Below are 15,155 nucleotides of genomic sequence, written 5' to 3'. Positions count from 1 at the left end.
CATCGCAGATCGGTGCGGGGGTCCTTCACGCGCGCTTGTCAAAAGCGCCTGTTCAGACGCAAAGCTTTCAGGATGATACGATGGGTAAGGTAACTGGATTTCTCGAGATCGACCGGCAAGTGGCAAAGTACCAGCCGGCCTCCGACCGCATCCGCCATTTTCGCGAATTCACCATTCCGATGTCAGAACCGGAAGTGCAGAAGCAGGCCGCGCGCTGCATGGACTGTGGCATCCCCTATTGCCACGGCCCGACCGGCTGCCCGGTGCACAACCAGATCCCGGACTGGAACGATCTCGTCTACAACGGCAACTGGGACGAGGCGATCCGCAACCTGCATTCGACCAACAACTTCCCGGAGTTCACCGGCCGCGTCTGCCCGGCGCCGTGCGAGGAAGCGTGCACGCTGAACCTCGAAGACACGCCCGTCGCGATCAAGACGGTCGAACAGGCGATCGCCGACAAGGCCTATGAGATGGGCTATATCGTGCCGCAGCCGGCCGTCACCAAGACCGGCAAGAAGGTCGCGGTCATCGGTTCGGGACCTGCCGGCATGGCAGCGGCCCAGCAGCTTGCCCGTGCCGGCCACGAGGTTCACGTCTACGAGCGCGAGACCAAGCCCGGCGGGCTTTTGCGCTACGGCATCCCGGACTTCAAGATGGAGAAGAACTTCATCGATCGCCGTGTCGATCAGATGCGGGGTGAAGGCGTCACCTTCCATTGCGGCATCAATGTCGGCGTCGACGTGCCGATGCAGCGCCTTCTCGACGACCACGACGCCGTGCTCTATTGCGGCGGTTCCGAAACGCCGCGCGACGCCGGCATCCCGGGCGTCCAGTTCGCCGGCGTGCATGACGCGATGCCCTATCTCGTGCAGCAGAACCGCCGCGTCGGCCGCGAAAACATCGACAGCGTCGGCTGGCCGTCGCAGCCGATCCTTGCCGGCGGCAAGCACATCGTCGTCGTCGGCGGTGGCGATACCGCGTCCGACTGTGTCGGCACCGCTTTCCGCCAGGGGGCCGTAAAGGTGACCCAGCTCGACATCCGTCCGCAGCCGCCGGAAAAGGAAGACAAGCTCGCCGTCTGGCCGTTCTGGGCAACCAAGATGCGCACCTCTTCCAGCCAGGCCGAAGGCGCCATCCGCGAGTTTCAGGTGGCGACGCTCGAATTCATCGGCGACGAGGACGGCAACCTGACCGGCGTGAAGTGCTGCCAGGTGGATGATCGCCGCAAGCCGGTCGCCGGCACCGAGTTCATCATCAAGGCCGATCTCGCCTTCATCGCCATCGGTTTCAGCGGTCCCTTCACCAACAGCGTGATCAAGGACCTCGGCGACAAGCTGACGCTCAACACCGACCGCCGCGGATCGACCAACGTCGTTGCCAACGAGCGTGACTACAAGACCTCGGTCGACAAGCTTTGGACCGCCGGCGACGTGCGCCGCGGCCAGTCGCTCGTCGTCTGGGCGATCCGCGAAGGCCGCCAGGCGGCGCGCGCGATCGACGAGGCGCTGATGGGCTCGACGACCCTGCCGCGCTAAGCAAGTTCACTCCCAAGCATGAAAAAAGCCCCGCAGCGATGCGGGGCTTTTTTTGTGGCCGGCCAGAAGGCCGACTGTTCGTCGATCTAGTTGCGGATCACCGGGTTGCTGATCACCGTGCTCGGTTTCGACAGGCGGAAGTCATCGACGCGACCGGCCGGGGCGGCGGCGACGTCGCCCTTGCCCACCAGCAGGTCGCGCGGGCTCTTGCCGTTGCCCTTGTCCGGTGCTGCGCTGCCGAGCAGGGACGCGGCGCCATCGAGCGCCGGATCGGTCAGCCCGATCGGCTGGGTCTTGACGATATCCTCGTTGCCGAGCGGTGCGGTCACCACAAGGTCCTTGAGTTCGTCGGCGCCCGGTACGTTCTTGTCGGTCGCGGCGGCATCGCCGAGCAGCCGGCGGATGTCCTTCTCCACATAGAAGGCGAGCTTGCGCTTGCCGGCCTTGGTGAGGTTGACGCCGTCGGCGCCGCGCAGGCGCACCTGCTGGCCGTTGATGTCGGACCCGGTCAGCACGAATTTGCCGGCCTCGTCGACGAAACCGTCCCAGATGTCGACGAACTGGCCACCGACCTTCTCGATTTCCTCGCGGTAGATGCCGTTGAAGGTGACCATGTCGGCGGTCATGGCGGCCGACTGAAATGGTGGCATGCCGACCCAGAGAACCGGCAGCTTTTCCTTGCGCGCAAGGGCTGCCAGCGCGTTGACGCGCTTGCGATATTCTTCCGTCCAAAGGTCGGAGCGGAACTTCTCCTTGGTGCTGCCGATCTGCATCTGCTGTCGGTCATTGGCGCCCAGGCTGATGATGATGACCGACGGCTTCACTTCGCCGGCATAGCCCGGCAGCGTGCCGGGCCAATTGAAATAGTCCTCGCGCACGAGACCGGACGAGCCGTTCGCGCGTGTCTCGATGGTGATGCCGGGCGTCATCTCGAAGGCGGTCTTCAGGCCGTCGCCAAGGCTACCGGCCATGAAGTCGCCGACGACGAGCACCTTCTTGGCATCCGGCGCCTTTTCCACCACCACGGGCGCCGGGGCAGCGGTGTCGGCAGGTTTCGGCTTCTGCTTCTGTTGACCCAGGCCCTTCTGGCGCTGTTGCGGCTGGCGCTGGCGCTTCGGGCGCGGCTGTTCGGGAAAATAGTCCCGGTCCTCATAGACCGGCCGCTCGCGGCTCAGTCCGCCAAAGAGCATCTGGAACAGATTGCGCCGCTGCACCCGCTCCTGCGCCTCGGCAAAGCTGGCGAACAGGCTGACGGTGAGCATGGCCGCAAGCGCGATCATGATCGTCGCAATCCCGAACGGCGTCCGGCCCTGTTGCCTGCTGCGCTTGCTCGTCATCTGCTTTTCTGCCCGTTCATACGTGTTCCGGCGGCGCCTGGCCGCTGTCACGGATCAGCGCGCCGCAGGGAATGCAGCGCGCCTTTTCGGTCTTTTATCTCACGGATACGCAGATCGTGAAACCGTTTCGAGCCTGCTAGTTGCGCAGCGCCCGCAGCAGCATCTGGGTCGGCTCTCCATCCGGCGCCAGCCCGTTCTTCGACTGGAACGCCTGGATCGCGGCCTTCGAGCCGGAGCCGAAGTTGCCGTCGACTTCGCCGCTGTAGTAGCCAAGCTCCTTCAGGCGGTTCTGCAGCTCGAACTTCTCGCTGATATCAAGCGATCCGTCCGGACGCGGCCAGCGCTGTTGCATTCCCTGGTAGCCGGCGATCTGGTCGGCGAGCAGGCCGACGCCAAGCGCGTAGCTGTCCGAGGCGTTGTAGCGCTTGATGACGAAGAAGTTCTTGGTCATCAGGAAGCCGGGGCCGTTGCCGCCGCTCGGCAGCTTGAGCTCGGCGCGCGTGCTGCCATTGCGGAAGCCCTTGCCGTTCGGCCTGATGAAACCGAGCGACGCCCATTCCTTGAGCGTTTTCGTCTGGCCCGAATACTTCGCGGCATTGGCCGGCGGCGCGACCTCGTAGCCCCAGGTCTCGCCCGGCTGCCAGCCGTTCTTCTTCAGAAGGTTGGCGGCGGTGGCCAGCGCGTCCGGTACGGAATTCCAGATGTCGCGGTGACCGTTCCCGTCTGCGTCAACCGCATAGAGCAGGTAGCTCGTGGGGATGAACTGGGTGTGGCCCATGGCGCCCGCCCAGGAGCCGGTCAGCTCACGCGGGGTGATATCGCCCTTCTGCAGGATCTTCAGCGCGGCGATCAGCTGCTTCTTGGCATAGTTCGACCGCTTCGGATCCGCATAGGCAAGGGTGGCGAGCGCGCGCGGCACGTAGTGCAGACGGTCGTCCTTTTCCAGCACGGCGCCGTAGTTGGACTCCATCGACCAGATGGCGAGCAGAATGGTCTTGTCGACGCCGAAGTGTTTCTCCAGCGCGTTCAGCGTGCGGGCGTGCTTGGTCGCCATCTCCTGGCCGACGCGCTTGGTGTAGGGGTTCACGCGGGAATCGATATATTCCCAGATCTTGTGCTTGAACTCCGGCTGGTAGTTGGCCTTGTCGATCACGGTCTGGTCGGGCGACTTCACGCCGGCAAAGGCCTGGCGGTAGGTTGCCTTGGTGATGCCTGCCTGGGCGGCGGTCGCGTAAAACTCGTTGATCCAGTTCTGGAACCCGGTATCGGCGCGCGCGGGGGAGGTGCCGAGGGTGGCGGCGGATAGGACGAGGGCGGCTGCGATATGACGGAAAAACGTCCTGCGGTTTCTGATCATCAGCTGTCGGTTCCGTTTCTCTGCGGAGTTTCGGCCGTCATGGCCCGAATCACTCCGCAAGGTGGCAGTCTGGGGCCAGCCTCGACGGTGGGGGCAGTCGTCGGCGGCTCCTGGTTCGGATCCGGCCGCGCTTGTTGCATTGCCGGATTGCAACGAATCTACAGAAACGTGGTCAACAAACCCTTTACCATGAAAATGTGGTGGCGTCTTCGGCCACAGAAAATGTCAAGCCTTGGTCGTGGAGTTCGCATATGCATTTGTTTCGTCGGTTCATGCTGTGTTCAGCTGACGGCATAGAGATTGCGGCTCCATTACGGAGCGCTGTATGGTTCGGGACGGATTGACGTCCGGGACCATTCGGCAAGAGTTATGAGTGAAATCCTTTCAAGGAGGTATCGATGACCGACAAGCGTAAAGTCCGCAAAGCCGTGTTCCCGGTCGCAGGACTGGGCACCCGTTTCCTGCCGGCGACCAAGGCCGTGCCGAAGGAAATGCTGACGGTGGTGGACAAGCCGGTCATTCAATATGTGGTCGACGAGGCGCTGGAAGCCGGTATCGAGCATCTGATCTTCGTGACCGGCCGCAGCAAGGCCGTCATCGAGGACTATTTCGACATCCAGGTCGAGCTCGACCAGACGCTGCGCGAGCGCAACAAGAAGGCCGAGATCGCCCTTCTCGACGGCATCCTGCCGAAGGCCGGCACCACCAGCTTTACCCGCCAGCAGGCGCCGCTTGGCCTTGGCCACGCGGTCTGGTGCGCCCGTGATCTCGTCGGCAACGAGCCGTTTGCGCTGCTTCTGCCCGACATGATCATGAAGGGTGAAAAGGGCTGCCTGAAGGGCATGGTCGAGCTCTACGAACAGAGCGGCGGCAACGTCATCGCCGTTGAGGAATGCGCGCCGGACCAGGCGCACAAGTACGGTATTGTCGGCGTCGGCGATAAGGTCGGCGAAGGTTTCAAGATCACCAAGATGGTCGAGAAGCCGGCACCGGGTACGGCTCCCTCGAACTTCTTCATCAACGGCCGCTACATCCTGCAGCCGGAGATCTTCCCGATTCTCGAAAAGCAGGAGCGCGGTGCGGGCAACGAGATCCAGCTGACCGACGGCATGCTCAAGCTTTCCGACAACCAGCAGTTCGCCGCTTACCACTTCCGTGGCGATACCTACGACTGTGGCGCCAAGGACGGCTTCATCCTGGCAAACGTCGCCTTCGCGCTCGAGCGTGGCGATATCCGTCCGACCGTCGAAGGCCCGCTGAAGAGCCTGCTCGGCAGCCTGAAGTAATCGGCTTTCTCTTCTCGAAGGCAGAAAGGCCGCGCCCATCGGGCGCGGCTTTTTTTATCTGATGATCGGATTGCCTCAGCGGCGGAGCGTCAACCCGACGCCGACACGAGTGATGTCGGTGGTGTCGCCCTGATCGCGGGTGGTACGCTCGTAGCTGACATCGCCCGTCAGCGCCAGGTAGCGGTTGATGTCGTAGGTGAGGCCGGCGCCGGTGCGCCAGGTGGTCTCGTCCGACGAACGGGCGTTCGAAGGGTAGTTGCGGAGCGTCAGGTTGTTCGTCAGTCGCGCGACCAGGTCCGAGCGCATCTGGTGGGTGATGATGTTGGTGAAGTTGTAGTCGATCGAGCCGGCATCACCCGGCGTCGTCGACGGGTTGAGGTCGGTCGAAACGGCGAAGAGCACGTCGGTACCGCGTTGCGGCGACCAGTTGAGACGGCCATCGACCGAAAGGCCGCTGAGATCGCCAAGTCGGCCATCCTCGAAATTGTAGGTCTCGTAGCCGAGGCCGAGCTCGCCATAGAGCTTCTCGCCGAGGTCGAGCTCGATACCGCCGCGTCCGGCATAGGTCTGGTAGGAACGTTCGAAGCCGAGCGGGTCCTGGCGCAGGTCGTAGAGCGACTTGCCGACGGAGCCCTCGATGAACGGGATCAGCGCCGGCGACAGTTCGTAGCCGACGCGGGCCGTCAGCATGCCGGTGTTGCGGTTTCGATACTTGACCGACAGGTTCGTGCCGTTTTCGAGTTCGACATCGCCATAGGTGCGCCGGTCGAAATCGATGCCGACCGAGCCGCGGATCACGCCGAAGTCGCGCTCGATGGCGGCGCCAAGGCGGTAGGTGTTGACGGCGGACTGGTCCTTGGCGTTCGAAATCGCGTTCGGGTCGTCGGCGTCTTCGCGCTCGAAGCTATAGCCGGCACGCAGACGGGCGATCGTTTCGTCCCAGAGATCGAGGCGCAATTCGGCATCGACATTGGCGCGCGGCTCTTCCTCGCCCTCGCCGGAGATGTTGTTCTGCAGTACGCCTTCGCCGGTGACGATCAGCTGATGCCGCGACCAGTCCGACGTCAAGGTGCCGCGAATTCCTGTTTCGAGATAGCCGCGGTTGGTCTTGGTGTCGCCGTCCTTGCGCCATTCGTGATTGATGGTCTCGCTGATTTCAGGGCGCAGCGTGAAGGTGCCGAGGCGAATGCCCGCTGCGCGATCGTATTCGGGGTCATAGGCCCGCAGCCGCAGGCCGTCGAGCGTCGGCTCGCGCTGGTTCAGGCGGAGGTAATCCTCGTTTGAAGCCGGTGTCAGATCGTCGGCGCTGACGGCGCCGGTCGTCTGCGGATCGGTGATCGCGGGTGTCGTGGCCGGGACGGCTGACGGTGCCGTGCCGGCAGTATAGGTCGTCGCCGGCGCGGTGGTGGCGGTCTGGGCGTTCAGGGACGCCGGGACAAGCAGCGCCGTGCCAGCCAGCAGTAACGCCAGCGAGGCTGAACGCCGCGCGTCTCCTTTGGTCGAGCGAGATGTGCCTGGCACCATATGCCGTTTGTCCACGAGCCTGATTGCAATCCTTTCGCAATCGTAAAGCGACGTGGTTAAGCAATCGTTTCCAAGCGGAAAAAACGTCGTGGCATCAGCCGCTTGCGGTTACGCCTTCGACGGTCAGGTTGCGGCCGTTGGTGGAAACGACGCGCACCCGCGTGCCGGCCGGCAGGTCCGGCCCCTCGACGATCCAGAACGTGTCGTCGAGCCGGATCCGCCCTCGGCCCTCGGCGATCGGCTTCTCTAACACCGCCGTGCGGCCGACGAGGCTTTCGGCGCGCTGGTTCAACAGCGGCTCGTCGGATGTCTCGGAGGTGGAGAGAACGAAGCGGCGGCCGAGCAGAACGGCCGCCACCGACAGCAGTGCAAAAAGCACCAGCTGAACCTGCCAAATCCAGAAACCGACCTCCCAAAGGAGGAGGGACAGGATGCCGACGACAAGGGCCGCGACGCCGATCCAGATCAGGAACACGCCGGGCGCGACGAGCTCGGCTGCCAGAAGCACGAAGCCCAGAACCCACCAGCTCCAGGGCCCGAGTTCTTGAATGGCGCGTTCGATCATGGGTTACTTCCCTTGCGAGGGATCGGCCGGGAAGGCCGGCGTGGTGCGCGGCGTCGACTGGCGCGGTCTCGCCGGCGTGGTGTCGCCGTTGCCGAACACTTCCTTGGCGATGGCGCCGATGCCGCCGAGCGAACCGATCAGCGCCGAGGCTTCCATCGGCATCAGCACGATCTTCTGGTTGTTGGCGGTGCCGATCGAAGCGAGCGCTTCGGTATACTTCTGCGCGACGAAGTAGTTGATCGCCTGCACGTCGCCGGCCGCAATGGCCTCGGAGACCATCCTGGTCGCCTTCGCCTCGGCTTCCGCCAGACGTTCGCGCGCTTCGGCGTCGCGGAAGGCTGCTTCACGCTGGCCTTCGGCCTGCAGGATCGCCGACTGCTTGGCGCCTTCGGCGCGTAGGATCTGCGCGTTTCTGGCACCTTCGGCTTCGAGCACCTGGGCGCGCTTTTCGCGCTCGGCCTTCATCTGCCGCGCCATGGCATCGACCAGGTCCTTCGGCGGCGCGATGTCCTTGATCTCGACGCGGGTGATCTTGATGCCCCAGGGGCTGGCGGCCTCGTCGACGACATGCAGCAGCCTGTCATTGATCGTATCGCGGTTGGACAAGAGCTCGTCGAGATCCATCGAGCCCATGACCGAGCGAATGTTGGTCATCGTCAAGTTCAGGATGGCGTTTTCCAGGTGCGCGACCTGGTAGGCGGCCTGCGCCGCGTTCAGGATCTGATAGAAGGCGACGGCATCGGCCGAGACGCTGGCATTGTCCTTGGTGATGACTTCCTGGGTCGGTACGTCGAGCACCTGTTCCATCACGTTCATCTTCGCGCCGATCCGGTCGATGAAGGGAACGATCAGGTTGAGACCAGGCTCAAGCGTTTTCGTGTACCGGCCAAAGCGTTCGATCGTATAGCGGTAGCCCTGGGGCACCGTCTTGATCCCCATGAAGAGGACCAGGATGATAAGCACCACGAAGCCAATGACGACGATATCCATTCCGCCCAAGATATACCCCCTTAAATTGCAATCTCGACCTGTGGCTGCAGTCTAGCGTATTCCGTTTCCATTCGGAATCGGTTTTCCGCGGATTGCGCGTAAATTCAAAATGTTAGAAAGGCGCACTCGCCGGTGGGCGCGCGCGCGGCTCCTTCATCCTGAGGTGGTGATCGGCGTGCCGTTTTCAAGTGGGCTAGCGGGAGGCTCAAAGCCAGCCGGCAAGCTCCCGGCGCACGACGTGTTCGAGCACGGCCATGCCTTCGGCGCTGTCGTTCAGACAGGGGATGTGGGTGAACTTCTCGCCGCCATTGTGATGGAAGCTCTCGGCCGCCTGCTCGGCGATCTCTTCCAGCGTTTCCAGACAGTCGGAGACGAAGCCGGGATTGAGCACGGCGATGCGCTTGACGCCATCCTGGGCGAGCTTTTCGACCGTCTTGTCAGTGTAGGGCTGCAGCCATTCCTCGGGCCCGAAGCGCGACTGGAAGGTGACCTGGAGCTTGTCCTTCGACCAGCCGAGCTTCTCGCGCAGCAGCCGCGCGGTCTTCTGGCACTGGCAGTAGTAGGGGTCGCCCTTGTCGAAGTAGCTCTTCGGAATGCCGTGGAAGGAGGTGAGCACCACTTCCGGCTCCCAGTCGAGCGTCGCCAGGTGACGCTCGATCGACGTCGCCAGCGCGTCGATGTAGACGGGGTCGTCGTGGTAAGGCGGGACGGTGCGCAGCGCCGGCTGCCAGCGCATCTTCAGAAGCGCCTCGAAGGCCTTGTCGTTGACGGTGGCCGTGGTGGCGGCGGCATATTGCGGATAGAGCGGGAAGACGAGAATGCGTTCGCAGCCGGCCTTCTGCAGCGCGTCCATGCGCGATGCGATCGACGGCTGGCCGTAGCGCATGCCCCAGTCGACGATCACGTTGGGCTGGTCGGCGAAGGACTTGGCCATCAGTTCGGACTGGTTGCGGGTGTAGGTCCGCAGGTAGCTTTCGTTCAGGTCCTTGTTCCAGATCGTCTCATAAGCCTTGCCGACCTTGCCAGGGCGGGTGTTGAGCACGATGCCGAACAGGATCGGGTACCAGAACAGCCGCGACCATTCGATCACCCGGCGGTCGGTCAGAAACTCCTTCAGGTAGCGGCGCATCGAGGTGTAGTCGGTGCCGTCGGGGGTGCCGAGATTGACCAGCAGGATGCCGACCTTTCCGGATTTGACGGAAGGGTGGTTGGCAGGAGTGGTCACGGCAAGCTGATCGGTCATCTTCATCCTCGTCGGGTCCCCGCATCGGGACGCCGCTTTCGTTCCTTCGGTTTCCAGTCCTTCTAAAAAGAAAAGCCGGCGCGGGGAAGCCCGCGCCGGCCCTGAAAAGAGAGGCAAATTGTCTTACTTTGCCGGAATCTCCAGTTCCTTGCCGACATGCAGGGCGCGCGGCGCCGGCTTGCCGTTGGCGTCGGAGATCTTCTTCCAGAGTGCGCCTTCGCCGTAGAAGGCCTTGGCGAGGTCCCAGAGCGTGTCGCCCTTGGCGATCACATGCTTCTGCGGGCCGCTCGCCGCCGCGGTGCCGCCAGCGCTTGTTGCCGGCTGGGTTGCCGTGGCGTCGGCCGCTGGCTTTGCTTCGGTTGCCGGCTGTTCGGTCGTCGCAGCGCCTGCGGCCGAAGCGACCTCGGTGATGCGGCCGTCGGTATAAGGCTTGAACGGCTGGTGGGCGGCGAGGTAGTCGGCAAGCACGGTTTCGAGGCCCGGACCGTAGTCGTAGGCGTTTTCACCCTGCGTCTTGAAGACGTCGTAGCCGTCGCCGCCATTGCGCATGTAGTTGTTGGTGACGAGCGAGTAGGTCTTGGCCGGATCGAGCGGGACATAGGCCTCGCCCTCCTTCACCTCGACCGAGACGACGCGGCTGCCGACCGGCTTCGACTTGTCGAAGGAGAACTTCATGCCGGCCACCTGCGGGAAACGGCCGCCGGCTTCCTCGAGCTTGCTGAGGCCGTTTTCAAGGGCTGCACGAATGCCGTCGCCCTTGATCTGGAAGGTCGCAACGGTGTTCTGGAACGGCAGCACGGTGATGGCTTCGCCCATCGAAACGTCGCCGGCATCGATGGAAGCGCGCAGACCGCCACCGTTGGTGATGGCGATGGTCACGCCCTGGCCCTTGACGCGGTCGAGCATGGCGTCGGTAAGCAGGCTGCCCATCTCGCACTCTTTGGCGCGGCAATTCTCACGCGAGCCGTCGATCGGCGCTTCGGTCTTGGCGATGATCTTCGAGCGCAGCTCTTCGATCGGCTTGCCGAGTTCGGCGACGCGGGCAAGCACGGACTCATCCGGCTTGACCGAGCTGTCGACGAGGATCGGGTCGCCCTTGGCAGATTTGACCACGCCCTTGTCGTCGAAGGTGACGACGAGGTCGCCGAGATACTTGGTGTAGGAGCCGGCCTGGACCACCGGAACCTTGTAGCCGCCGGGGTTGTCGACCATCGTCGGGTAAGGACCCTCGGCCTTCGCATCGGTGTTGGAGAGCAGGCTGTGCGAGTGGCCGCCGACGACGACGTCGACATCCGGGATCTTGGCGATGGCCGCGAGGTCGCGCGGATAGCCGACATGGGTGAGTGCGATGATCTTGTCGACGCCCTGCTTCTTCAGTTCCTCGACGGCTGCCGTGGTGGTGGCGACGTCGTCACCGATCAGGATGTCCGGACCGGGGGAGGAGAGTTCCGGCGTGTCGTTGGCAACCGCGCCGACGATGCCGACCTTCTGGCCGCCGACGTCGAGCACGAGCGACGGCTTGATGCGGTCGCCGATCTTCGACTTGACGCTCGGCAGCACGTTGGCGGTGACAACAGGGAAGGCGATCTTGTCGAGGAAGCCGGCAAGGCCGTCTTCGCTCTCGTCGAATTCATGGTTGCCGACGGTCATCGCGTCGAACTTCATCAGGTTGAGGAATTCGGCTTCCGCCAGGCCCTTGTAGGTGGTGAAGAACAGCGAGCCCTGGAAGTTGTCGCCGGCGTTCAAGAGCAGCACGTTCTTGCCTGAGAGGTCCTGGCGCTTCTGGTCGATCAGCGCTTTCAGGCGCGCGACGCCGCCGAAGCACTCGTTCTTGCCTTCCTCTTCTGCCGAGCAGGTGGAATCGAACTTGTTGATCGATTCGATGCGGGAATGAAGGTCGTTGATATGCAGGATGTTCAATTCATAATCGGCGAAGGCTGCGCCCGAGGAAAGGGCAAGAATGGACGCGGTCATCAGGCCGGTCCGCACGTGTCTGATCATGATGTTCTCCTGTTTTTTGCCTATTGTCGTCCGACCGCATCCGGCCGTCGAAACGGGTCCGGTCCCCACGATCGGGGTGGCTTTGCCGGGCCGGATGTTTTCATCACTTGGAGGCGACTTCAAGCGTTAAAACCATGCCCTGGTCGTCGGGTTTACCGTTAAGGTTAAGTCGTGGCGCTGAAACGAAAAAAGCCTCCGGGTGGAGGCTTTTGTTGTTTCCGGTTTGCTGTATTAGCCGCGTCGCGCCAGCGAGAACTGTGCCCCGGCATCGGTCGTGCAATTGAGCTGGTTCTGGGTGACCAGAGCGCAGGCGACCTTCGACTGGGTGTTGCGCACCAGCGAGGTCATGTTGATCTCGACAAGGGTCGGGCTCGTCTTGACGTAGTTGCCCGAGGCGAGCAGCTGATTGGTGTCGGTCGTGCGCGTGGAGAACGTTCCGCCGGCAAATGTCGAGACGATACCGTTCGGGTCCACCCAGGAGCCCTCGACGCCTGATGCCTGGCGTGCCGGCTGTCCACCGTCATCGATGATCCGTGGCGACGACTGGCAGGAGGCAAGCGCCGCCGCGGTTGCGATTAGGGTCAGAACGGCGAATGGCTTCATAGGCGATTTCCCCCGCGTTTGGGTCGAGCGGATTGTTTCATTCCGGCAGACCATGCCGCGATCATGAGTTGAAAGCAAGAGCGGCAGGCCGCGGCCTCCGGCTTTTCCGCCAGAGATGAAAAGGCCCGGGGCACGTTCGTGTCCCGGGCCGGATGCGCTTACGTCTCAGCAGCTTAGCGAACGAGGATGTTCTTGAACTGCCACGGATCCTTGGTGTCGATGTCTTCCGGGAAGAGGCCCGGGCGACCGTCGAGCGGGGTCCAGTCGGTGTAGTGACCTTCGACCGGGCCGAGGTACTGCAGCTGCACTTCGAGGCACCGCTTGTAGTCCATCTCGTCGGCTTCGACGATGCCGGACTTCGGGTTCTCGATTGCCCAGACCATGCCCGCGAGAACCGCCGAGGTCACCTGCAGGCCGGTGGCGTTCTGGTAAGGTGCGATGCGGCGGGTTTCTTCGAGCGACAGGCGCGAACCGAACCAGTAGGCGTTCTTGTCGTGGCCGTAGAGCAGCACGCCGAGTTCGTCGACGCCGTCGACCAGTTCCTTTTCGTCAAGGACGTGGTGCACCGGCTGGGCGTTGCCGCCGTTGCCGAACATTTCGTGCAGCGACAGAACCGCGTCGTTGGCCGGATGGTAGGCGTAGTGGCAGGTCGGGCGATAGGTGACTTCGCCGTCCTTGTCGCGAACCGTGAAGAAGTCGGCGATCGAGATCGCTTCGTTGTGGGTCACGAGGAAGCCATACTGCGGGCCGGGGGTCGGGCACCAGCTGCGCACGCGGGTGTTGGCGCCCGGCTGCTCCAGGTAGATCGCCGCCTTGCAGCCCTTCTTGTGCTTCTTGGCGTTCTTCGGCATCCAGTTTTCATGGGTGCCCCAGCCGAGTTCGGCTGGCTGCAAGCCCTCGGAGATGAAGCCTTCGACCGACCAGGTGTTCCAGAAGGTGTTGAACGGCTTCGGGTTCTTGGTGCGCTGGGTGTCGCGCTCGGCGATATGCACGCCCTTGACGCCGACCTTCTTCATCAGCTTGGCCCAGCCTTCGCGGTCGTCCTGATGCGGCTCTTCGAACTTCACGCCAAGGTCGTTGGCGAGGTTGAGGAGGCCCTGCTTGACGAACCAGGAGACCATGCCCGGATTGGCGCCGCAGGTGGAAACCGCGGTCGTGCCGCCCGGGTTCTTTTCCTTTTCCTTGCGCAGGGTTTCGCGCAGCGCATAGTTGGTGCGCTCGGAATTGTCCATTTCGCTGTCGAAATAGAAGCCGAGCCACGGCTCGACGACCGTGTCGATGTAGAGAACGTCAAGCTTGCGGCACATCCTCATCAGATCGACCGAGCCGGTGTCGACCGACAGGTTGACGCAGAAGCCCTGGCCTTCGCCTTCGGTCAGGAGCGGCTTCAGCAGTTCCTTGTAGTTGTCCTTGGTCACATGCGCGCGAACGTGACGAACGCCGTGGCGTTCGAAGATCTCGTTGTCGGCGGCATCCTCACGGGGCTCGACCACGATCAACCGGTTCTTGTCGTATTTGAAGTGGCGCTCGATCAGCGGCAAGGTGCCGCGACCGATCGAGCCGAAACCGATCATGACGATCGGACCGGTGATCTCGCCGTAAACCGGATAGGTGGTATCTGCCATTTTTGTCTTACTCCTGAGAAAACTTTCCCTGTGGCGGTGGGTGACTAAGCGTGAGGAAGCGGCTGTGGCCGCTGTCTGGCTCGTACGAGTGTGCCGAAACGGCCGCTGTGCCCGTGGGGCACGCGGCGCTGTAGAGCATAGATTGCTGTCACAATAAAGAGCCGGCCGGTCAACCGCTATTTGAGAGTGTGCTTAACCGGCGATCGTCAGCAGTGCGGCAATCAGGCCATCCCGCTTGCTGACAAGCCCCTTGTAGGCGGCCTGCGGCAAGGTCAGGGCGCGCAGCTGTTCGACGAAGGACGCGGCCAGCGCTGCGGCATCCGGCCGCTTGCGCAGCATCGCCAGCGGGTCCGAATAGATGCGGATGGTGAAGACCAGCGCGCCGGTCTCAGGCAGCTTGCGCAGCGCCTGCCGTTCGATACGGATGAAGGTACGCTCCTCGGTCATCTCGATGGCACTGGCGGCAATGCCCTCGGACTTCGATTTCGGCAGGTGCAGCGCGCCGTCGACATTGACCGCCCAGTTGAAGCGCTCGACGAAACGGCCCGGCGGCAGATTGTCGAACATGCGGGCAATCAGCTCGGCATTGCGGGTGCCATGCTCGAAGCCCGGGACGGGGCCATGGATCTCGTTCATGGTGCGGCCGTATTTTTCGGCGAGCGACCAGGAGGAAGGAAAGGCGACATAGGCGGCGTTGAGGCGCCAGCCGTCGTCGGTCTTCTGCATGATGGCAAGATCGTCCTGGACCAGCGAGCCCGAAACGGCCAGCGGCTCATCGCCGTCGAGCGGCACGGGCTCGCCGCCGACGATCATGCGGTCGCCGTCGCGGCGGTAGATCTCCGGGTAGGCGGCCGGCAGGTAGTCGAGCAGAACGTCGAGCAGTTCGCGCTGCGCGTCCTGCGTTCCGTCAGCGGCGGCGAACACGGTATCGCGCGCCTGCGCAAGCAGCCGCTTCTTTTCGCAGAGGTAGTGCTGCAGCTGTTCGTCCGGCTCGATCCAGCGATCGGGGTCGAGCTGGGCAAGGCCGATGGTGAAAGGTTTTGAAGAACCGTCGTAAGGCGTATGCTTCATGCTCAGCGGCCGCAC

12 protein-coding genes are annotated in these 15,155 nt (G+C 63.2%); 2 read left to right on the top strand and 10 right to left on the bottom strand.

Going from position 1 to position 15,155, the window contains the following annotated elements:
* Nucleotides 1-80: 80 nt before the first annotated feature.
* The gene (locus M2267_RS11730) at nt 81-1,538 is read left to right on the top strand and encodes a glutamate synthase subunit beta (protein WP_429114708.1); all 1,458 of its coding nucleotides are present in this window, start codon (nt 81-83) and stop codon (nt 1,536-1,538) included.
* 86 nt (nt 1,539-1,624) lie between these two features.
* On the opposite strand, the gene M2267_RS11725 is transcribed toward M2267_RS11730, so the two are convergent.
* Both M2267_RS11725 and M2267_RS11720 read right to left on the bottom strand, forming a co-directional pair.
* Complete coding sequence (locus M2267_RS11725; protein WP_429114707.1) at nt 1,625-2,875, bottom strand: SGNH/GDSL hydrolase family protein; 1,251 nt, start codon at nt 2,873-2,875, stop codon at nt 1,625-1,627.
* Between the two features lie 136 nt (nt 2,876-3,011).
* On the bottom strand, nt 3,012-4,232 hold the full coding sequence (locus M2267_RS11720) for a lytic murein transglycosylase (RefSeq protein ID WP_429114706.1): 1,221 nt from the start codon (nt 4,230-4,232) through the stop codon (nt 3,012-3,014).
* A gap of 398 nt (nt 4,233-4,630) precedes the next feature.
* On the opposite strand from M2267_RS11720, the gene galU reads away from it, so the two are divergent.
* The gene (gene galU, locus M2267_RS11715; protein ID WP_043610659.1) at nt 4,631-5,518 is read left to right on the top strand and encodes a UTP--glucose-1-phosphate uridylyltransferase GalU; all 888 of its coding nucleotides are present in this window, start codon (nt 4,631-4,633) and stop codon (nt 5,516-5,518) included.
* A gap of 75 nt (nt 5,519-5,593) precedes the next feature.
* Here the strand turns inward: galU and M2267_RS11710 are convergent, their stop codons facing one another.
* From M2267_RS11710 to M2267_RS11675, 8 genes are all read right to left on the bottom strand, one after another.
* Nucleotides 5,594-7,042 (bottom strand): outer membrane beta-barrel protein, encoded by a 1,449-nt coding sequence (locus tag M2267_RS11710; RefSeq protein WP_429114705.1) that lies wholly within the window; start codon nt 7,040-7,042, stop codon nt 5,594-5,596.
* 94 nt (nt 7,043-7,136) lie between these two features.
* On the bottom strand, nt 7,137-7,607 hold the full coding sequence (locus M2267_RS11705; protein WP_402325498.1) for an NfeD family protein: 471 nt from the start codon (nt 7,605-7,607) through the stop codon (nt 7,137-7,139).
* Nucleotides 7,608-7,610: 3 nt separating this feature from the next.
* Nucleotides 7,611-8,606 (bottom strand): SPFH domain-containing protein, encoded by a 996-nt coding sequence (locus tag M2267_RS11700; protein WP_429114704.1) that lies wholly within the window; start codon nt 8,604-8,606, stop codon nt 7,611-7,613.
* A gap of 196 nt (nt 8,607-8,802) precedes the next feature.
* Nucleotides 8,803-9,840: a ferrochelatase gene (hemH, locus tag M2267_RS11695; RefSeq protein ID WP_429114703.1), complete on the bottom strand. Its 1,038-nt coding sequence runs from the start codon at nt 9,838-9,840 to the stop codon at nt 8,803-8,805.
* 123 nt (nt 9,841-9,963) lie between these two features.
* Nucleotides 9,964-11,841 (bottom strand): 5'-nucleotidase C-terminal domain-containing protein, encoded by a 1,878-nt coding sequence (locus tag M2267_RS11690; protein ID WP_429114702.1) that lies wholly within the window; start codon nt 11,839-11,841, stop codon nt 9,964-9,966.
* A 231-nt stretch (nt 11,842-12,072) separates the two neighbouring features.
* Nucleotides 12,073-12,444 (bottom strand): outer membrane lipoprotein Omp10, encoded by a 372-nt coding sequence (gene omp10 / locus M2267_RS11685; protein WP_043610649.1) that lies wholly within the window; start codon nt 12,442-12,444, stop codon nt 12,073-12,075.
* Between the two features lie 173 nt (nt 12,445-12,617).
* Nucleotides 12,618-14,069 (bottom strand): homospermidine synthase, encoded by a 1,452-nt coding sequence (locus M2267_RS11680; RefSeq protein ID WP_429114701.1) that lies wholly within the window; start codon nt 14,067-14,069, stop codon nt 12,618-12,620.
* A gap of 192 nt (nt 14,070-14,261) precedes the next feature.
* Complete coding sequence (locus M2267_RS11675) at nt 14,262-15,140, bottom strand: heme-dependent oxidative N-demethylase family protein (protein ID WP_429114700.1); 879 nt, start codon at nt 15,138-15,140, stop codon at nt 14,262-14,264.
* Nucleotides 15,141-15,155 lie beyond the last annotated feature (15 nt).

The organism is Ensifer sp. KUDG1, from assembly GCF_050434285.1.
In the GTDB taxonomy this organism is placed as follows: Bacteria; Pseudomonadota; Alphaproteobacteria; order Rhizobiales; family Rhizobiaceae; genus Ensifer.
This window is presented reverse-complemented; position numbering and strand designations above follow the sequence as displayed.

Bases quoted from the DNA above. Each gene is read 5' to 3' on its own strand.
- M2267_RS11730 (WP_429114708.1), top strand. From the start codon at position 81: ATGGGTAAGGTAACTGGATTTCTCGAGATCGACCGGCAAGTGGCAAAG.
- M2267_RS11725 (WP_429114707.1), bottom strand. From the start codon at position 2,875: ATGACGAGCAAGCGCAGCAGGCAACAGGGCCGGACGCCGTTCGGGATT.
- M2267_RS11720 (WP_429114706.1), bottom strand. From the start codon at position 4,232: ATGATCAGAAACCGCAGGACGTTTTTCCGTCATATCGCAGCCGCCCTC.
- galU (WP_043610659.1), top strand. From the start codon at position 4,631: ATGACCGACAAGCGTAAAGTCCGCAAAGCCGTGTTCCCGGTCGCAGGA.
- M2267_RS11710 (WP_429114705.1), bottom strand. From the start codon at position 7,042: ATGGTGCCAGGCACATCTCGCTCGACCAAAGGAGACGCGCGGCGTTCA.
- M2267_RS11705 (WP_402325498.1), bottom strand. From the start codon at position 7,607: ATGATCGAACGCGCCATTCAAGAACTCGGGCCCTGGAGCTGGTGGGTT.
- hemH (WP_429114703.1), bottom strand. From the start codon at position 9,840: ATGACCGATCAGCTTGCCGTGACCACTCCTGCCAACCACCCTTCCGTC.
- M2267_RS11690 (WP_429114702.1), bottom strand. From the start codon at position 11,841: ATGATCAGACACGTGCGGACCGGCCTGATGACCGCGTCCATTCTTGCC.
- omp10 (WP_043610649.1), bottom strand. From the start codon at position 12,444: ATGAAGCCATTCGCCGTTCTGACCCTAATCGCAACCGCGGCGGCGCTT.
- M2267_RS11680 (WP_429114701.1), bottom strand. From the start codon at position 14,069: ATGGCAGATACCACCTATCCGGTTTACGGCGAGATCACCGGTCCGATC.
- M2267_RS11675 (WP_429114700.1), bottom strand. From the start codon at position 15,140: ATGAAGCATACGCCTTACGACGGTTCTTCAAAACCTTTCACCATCGGC.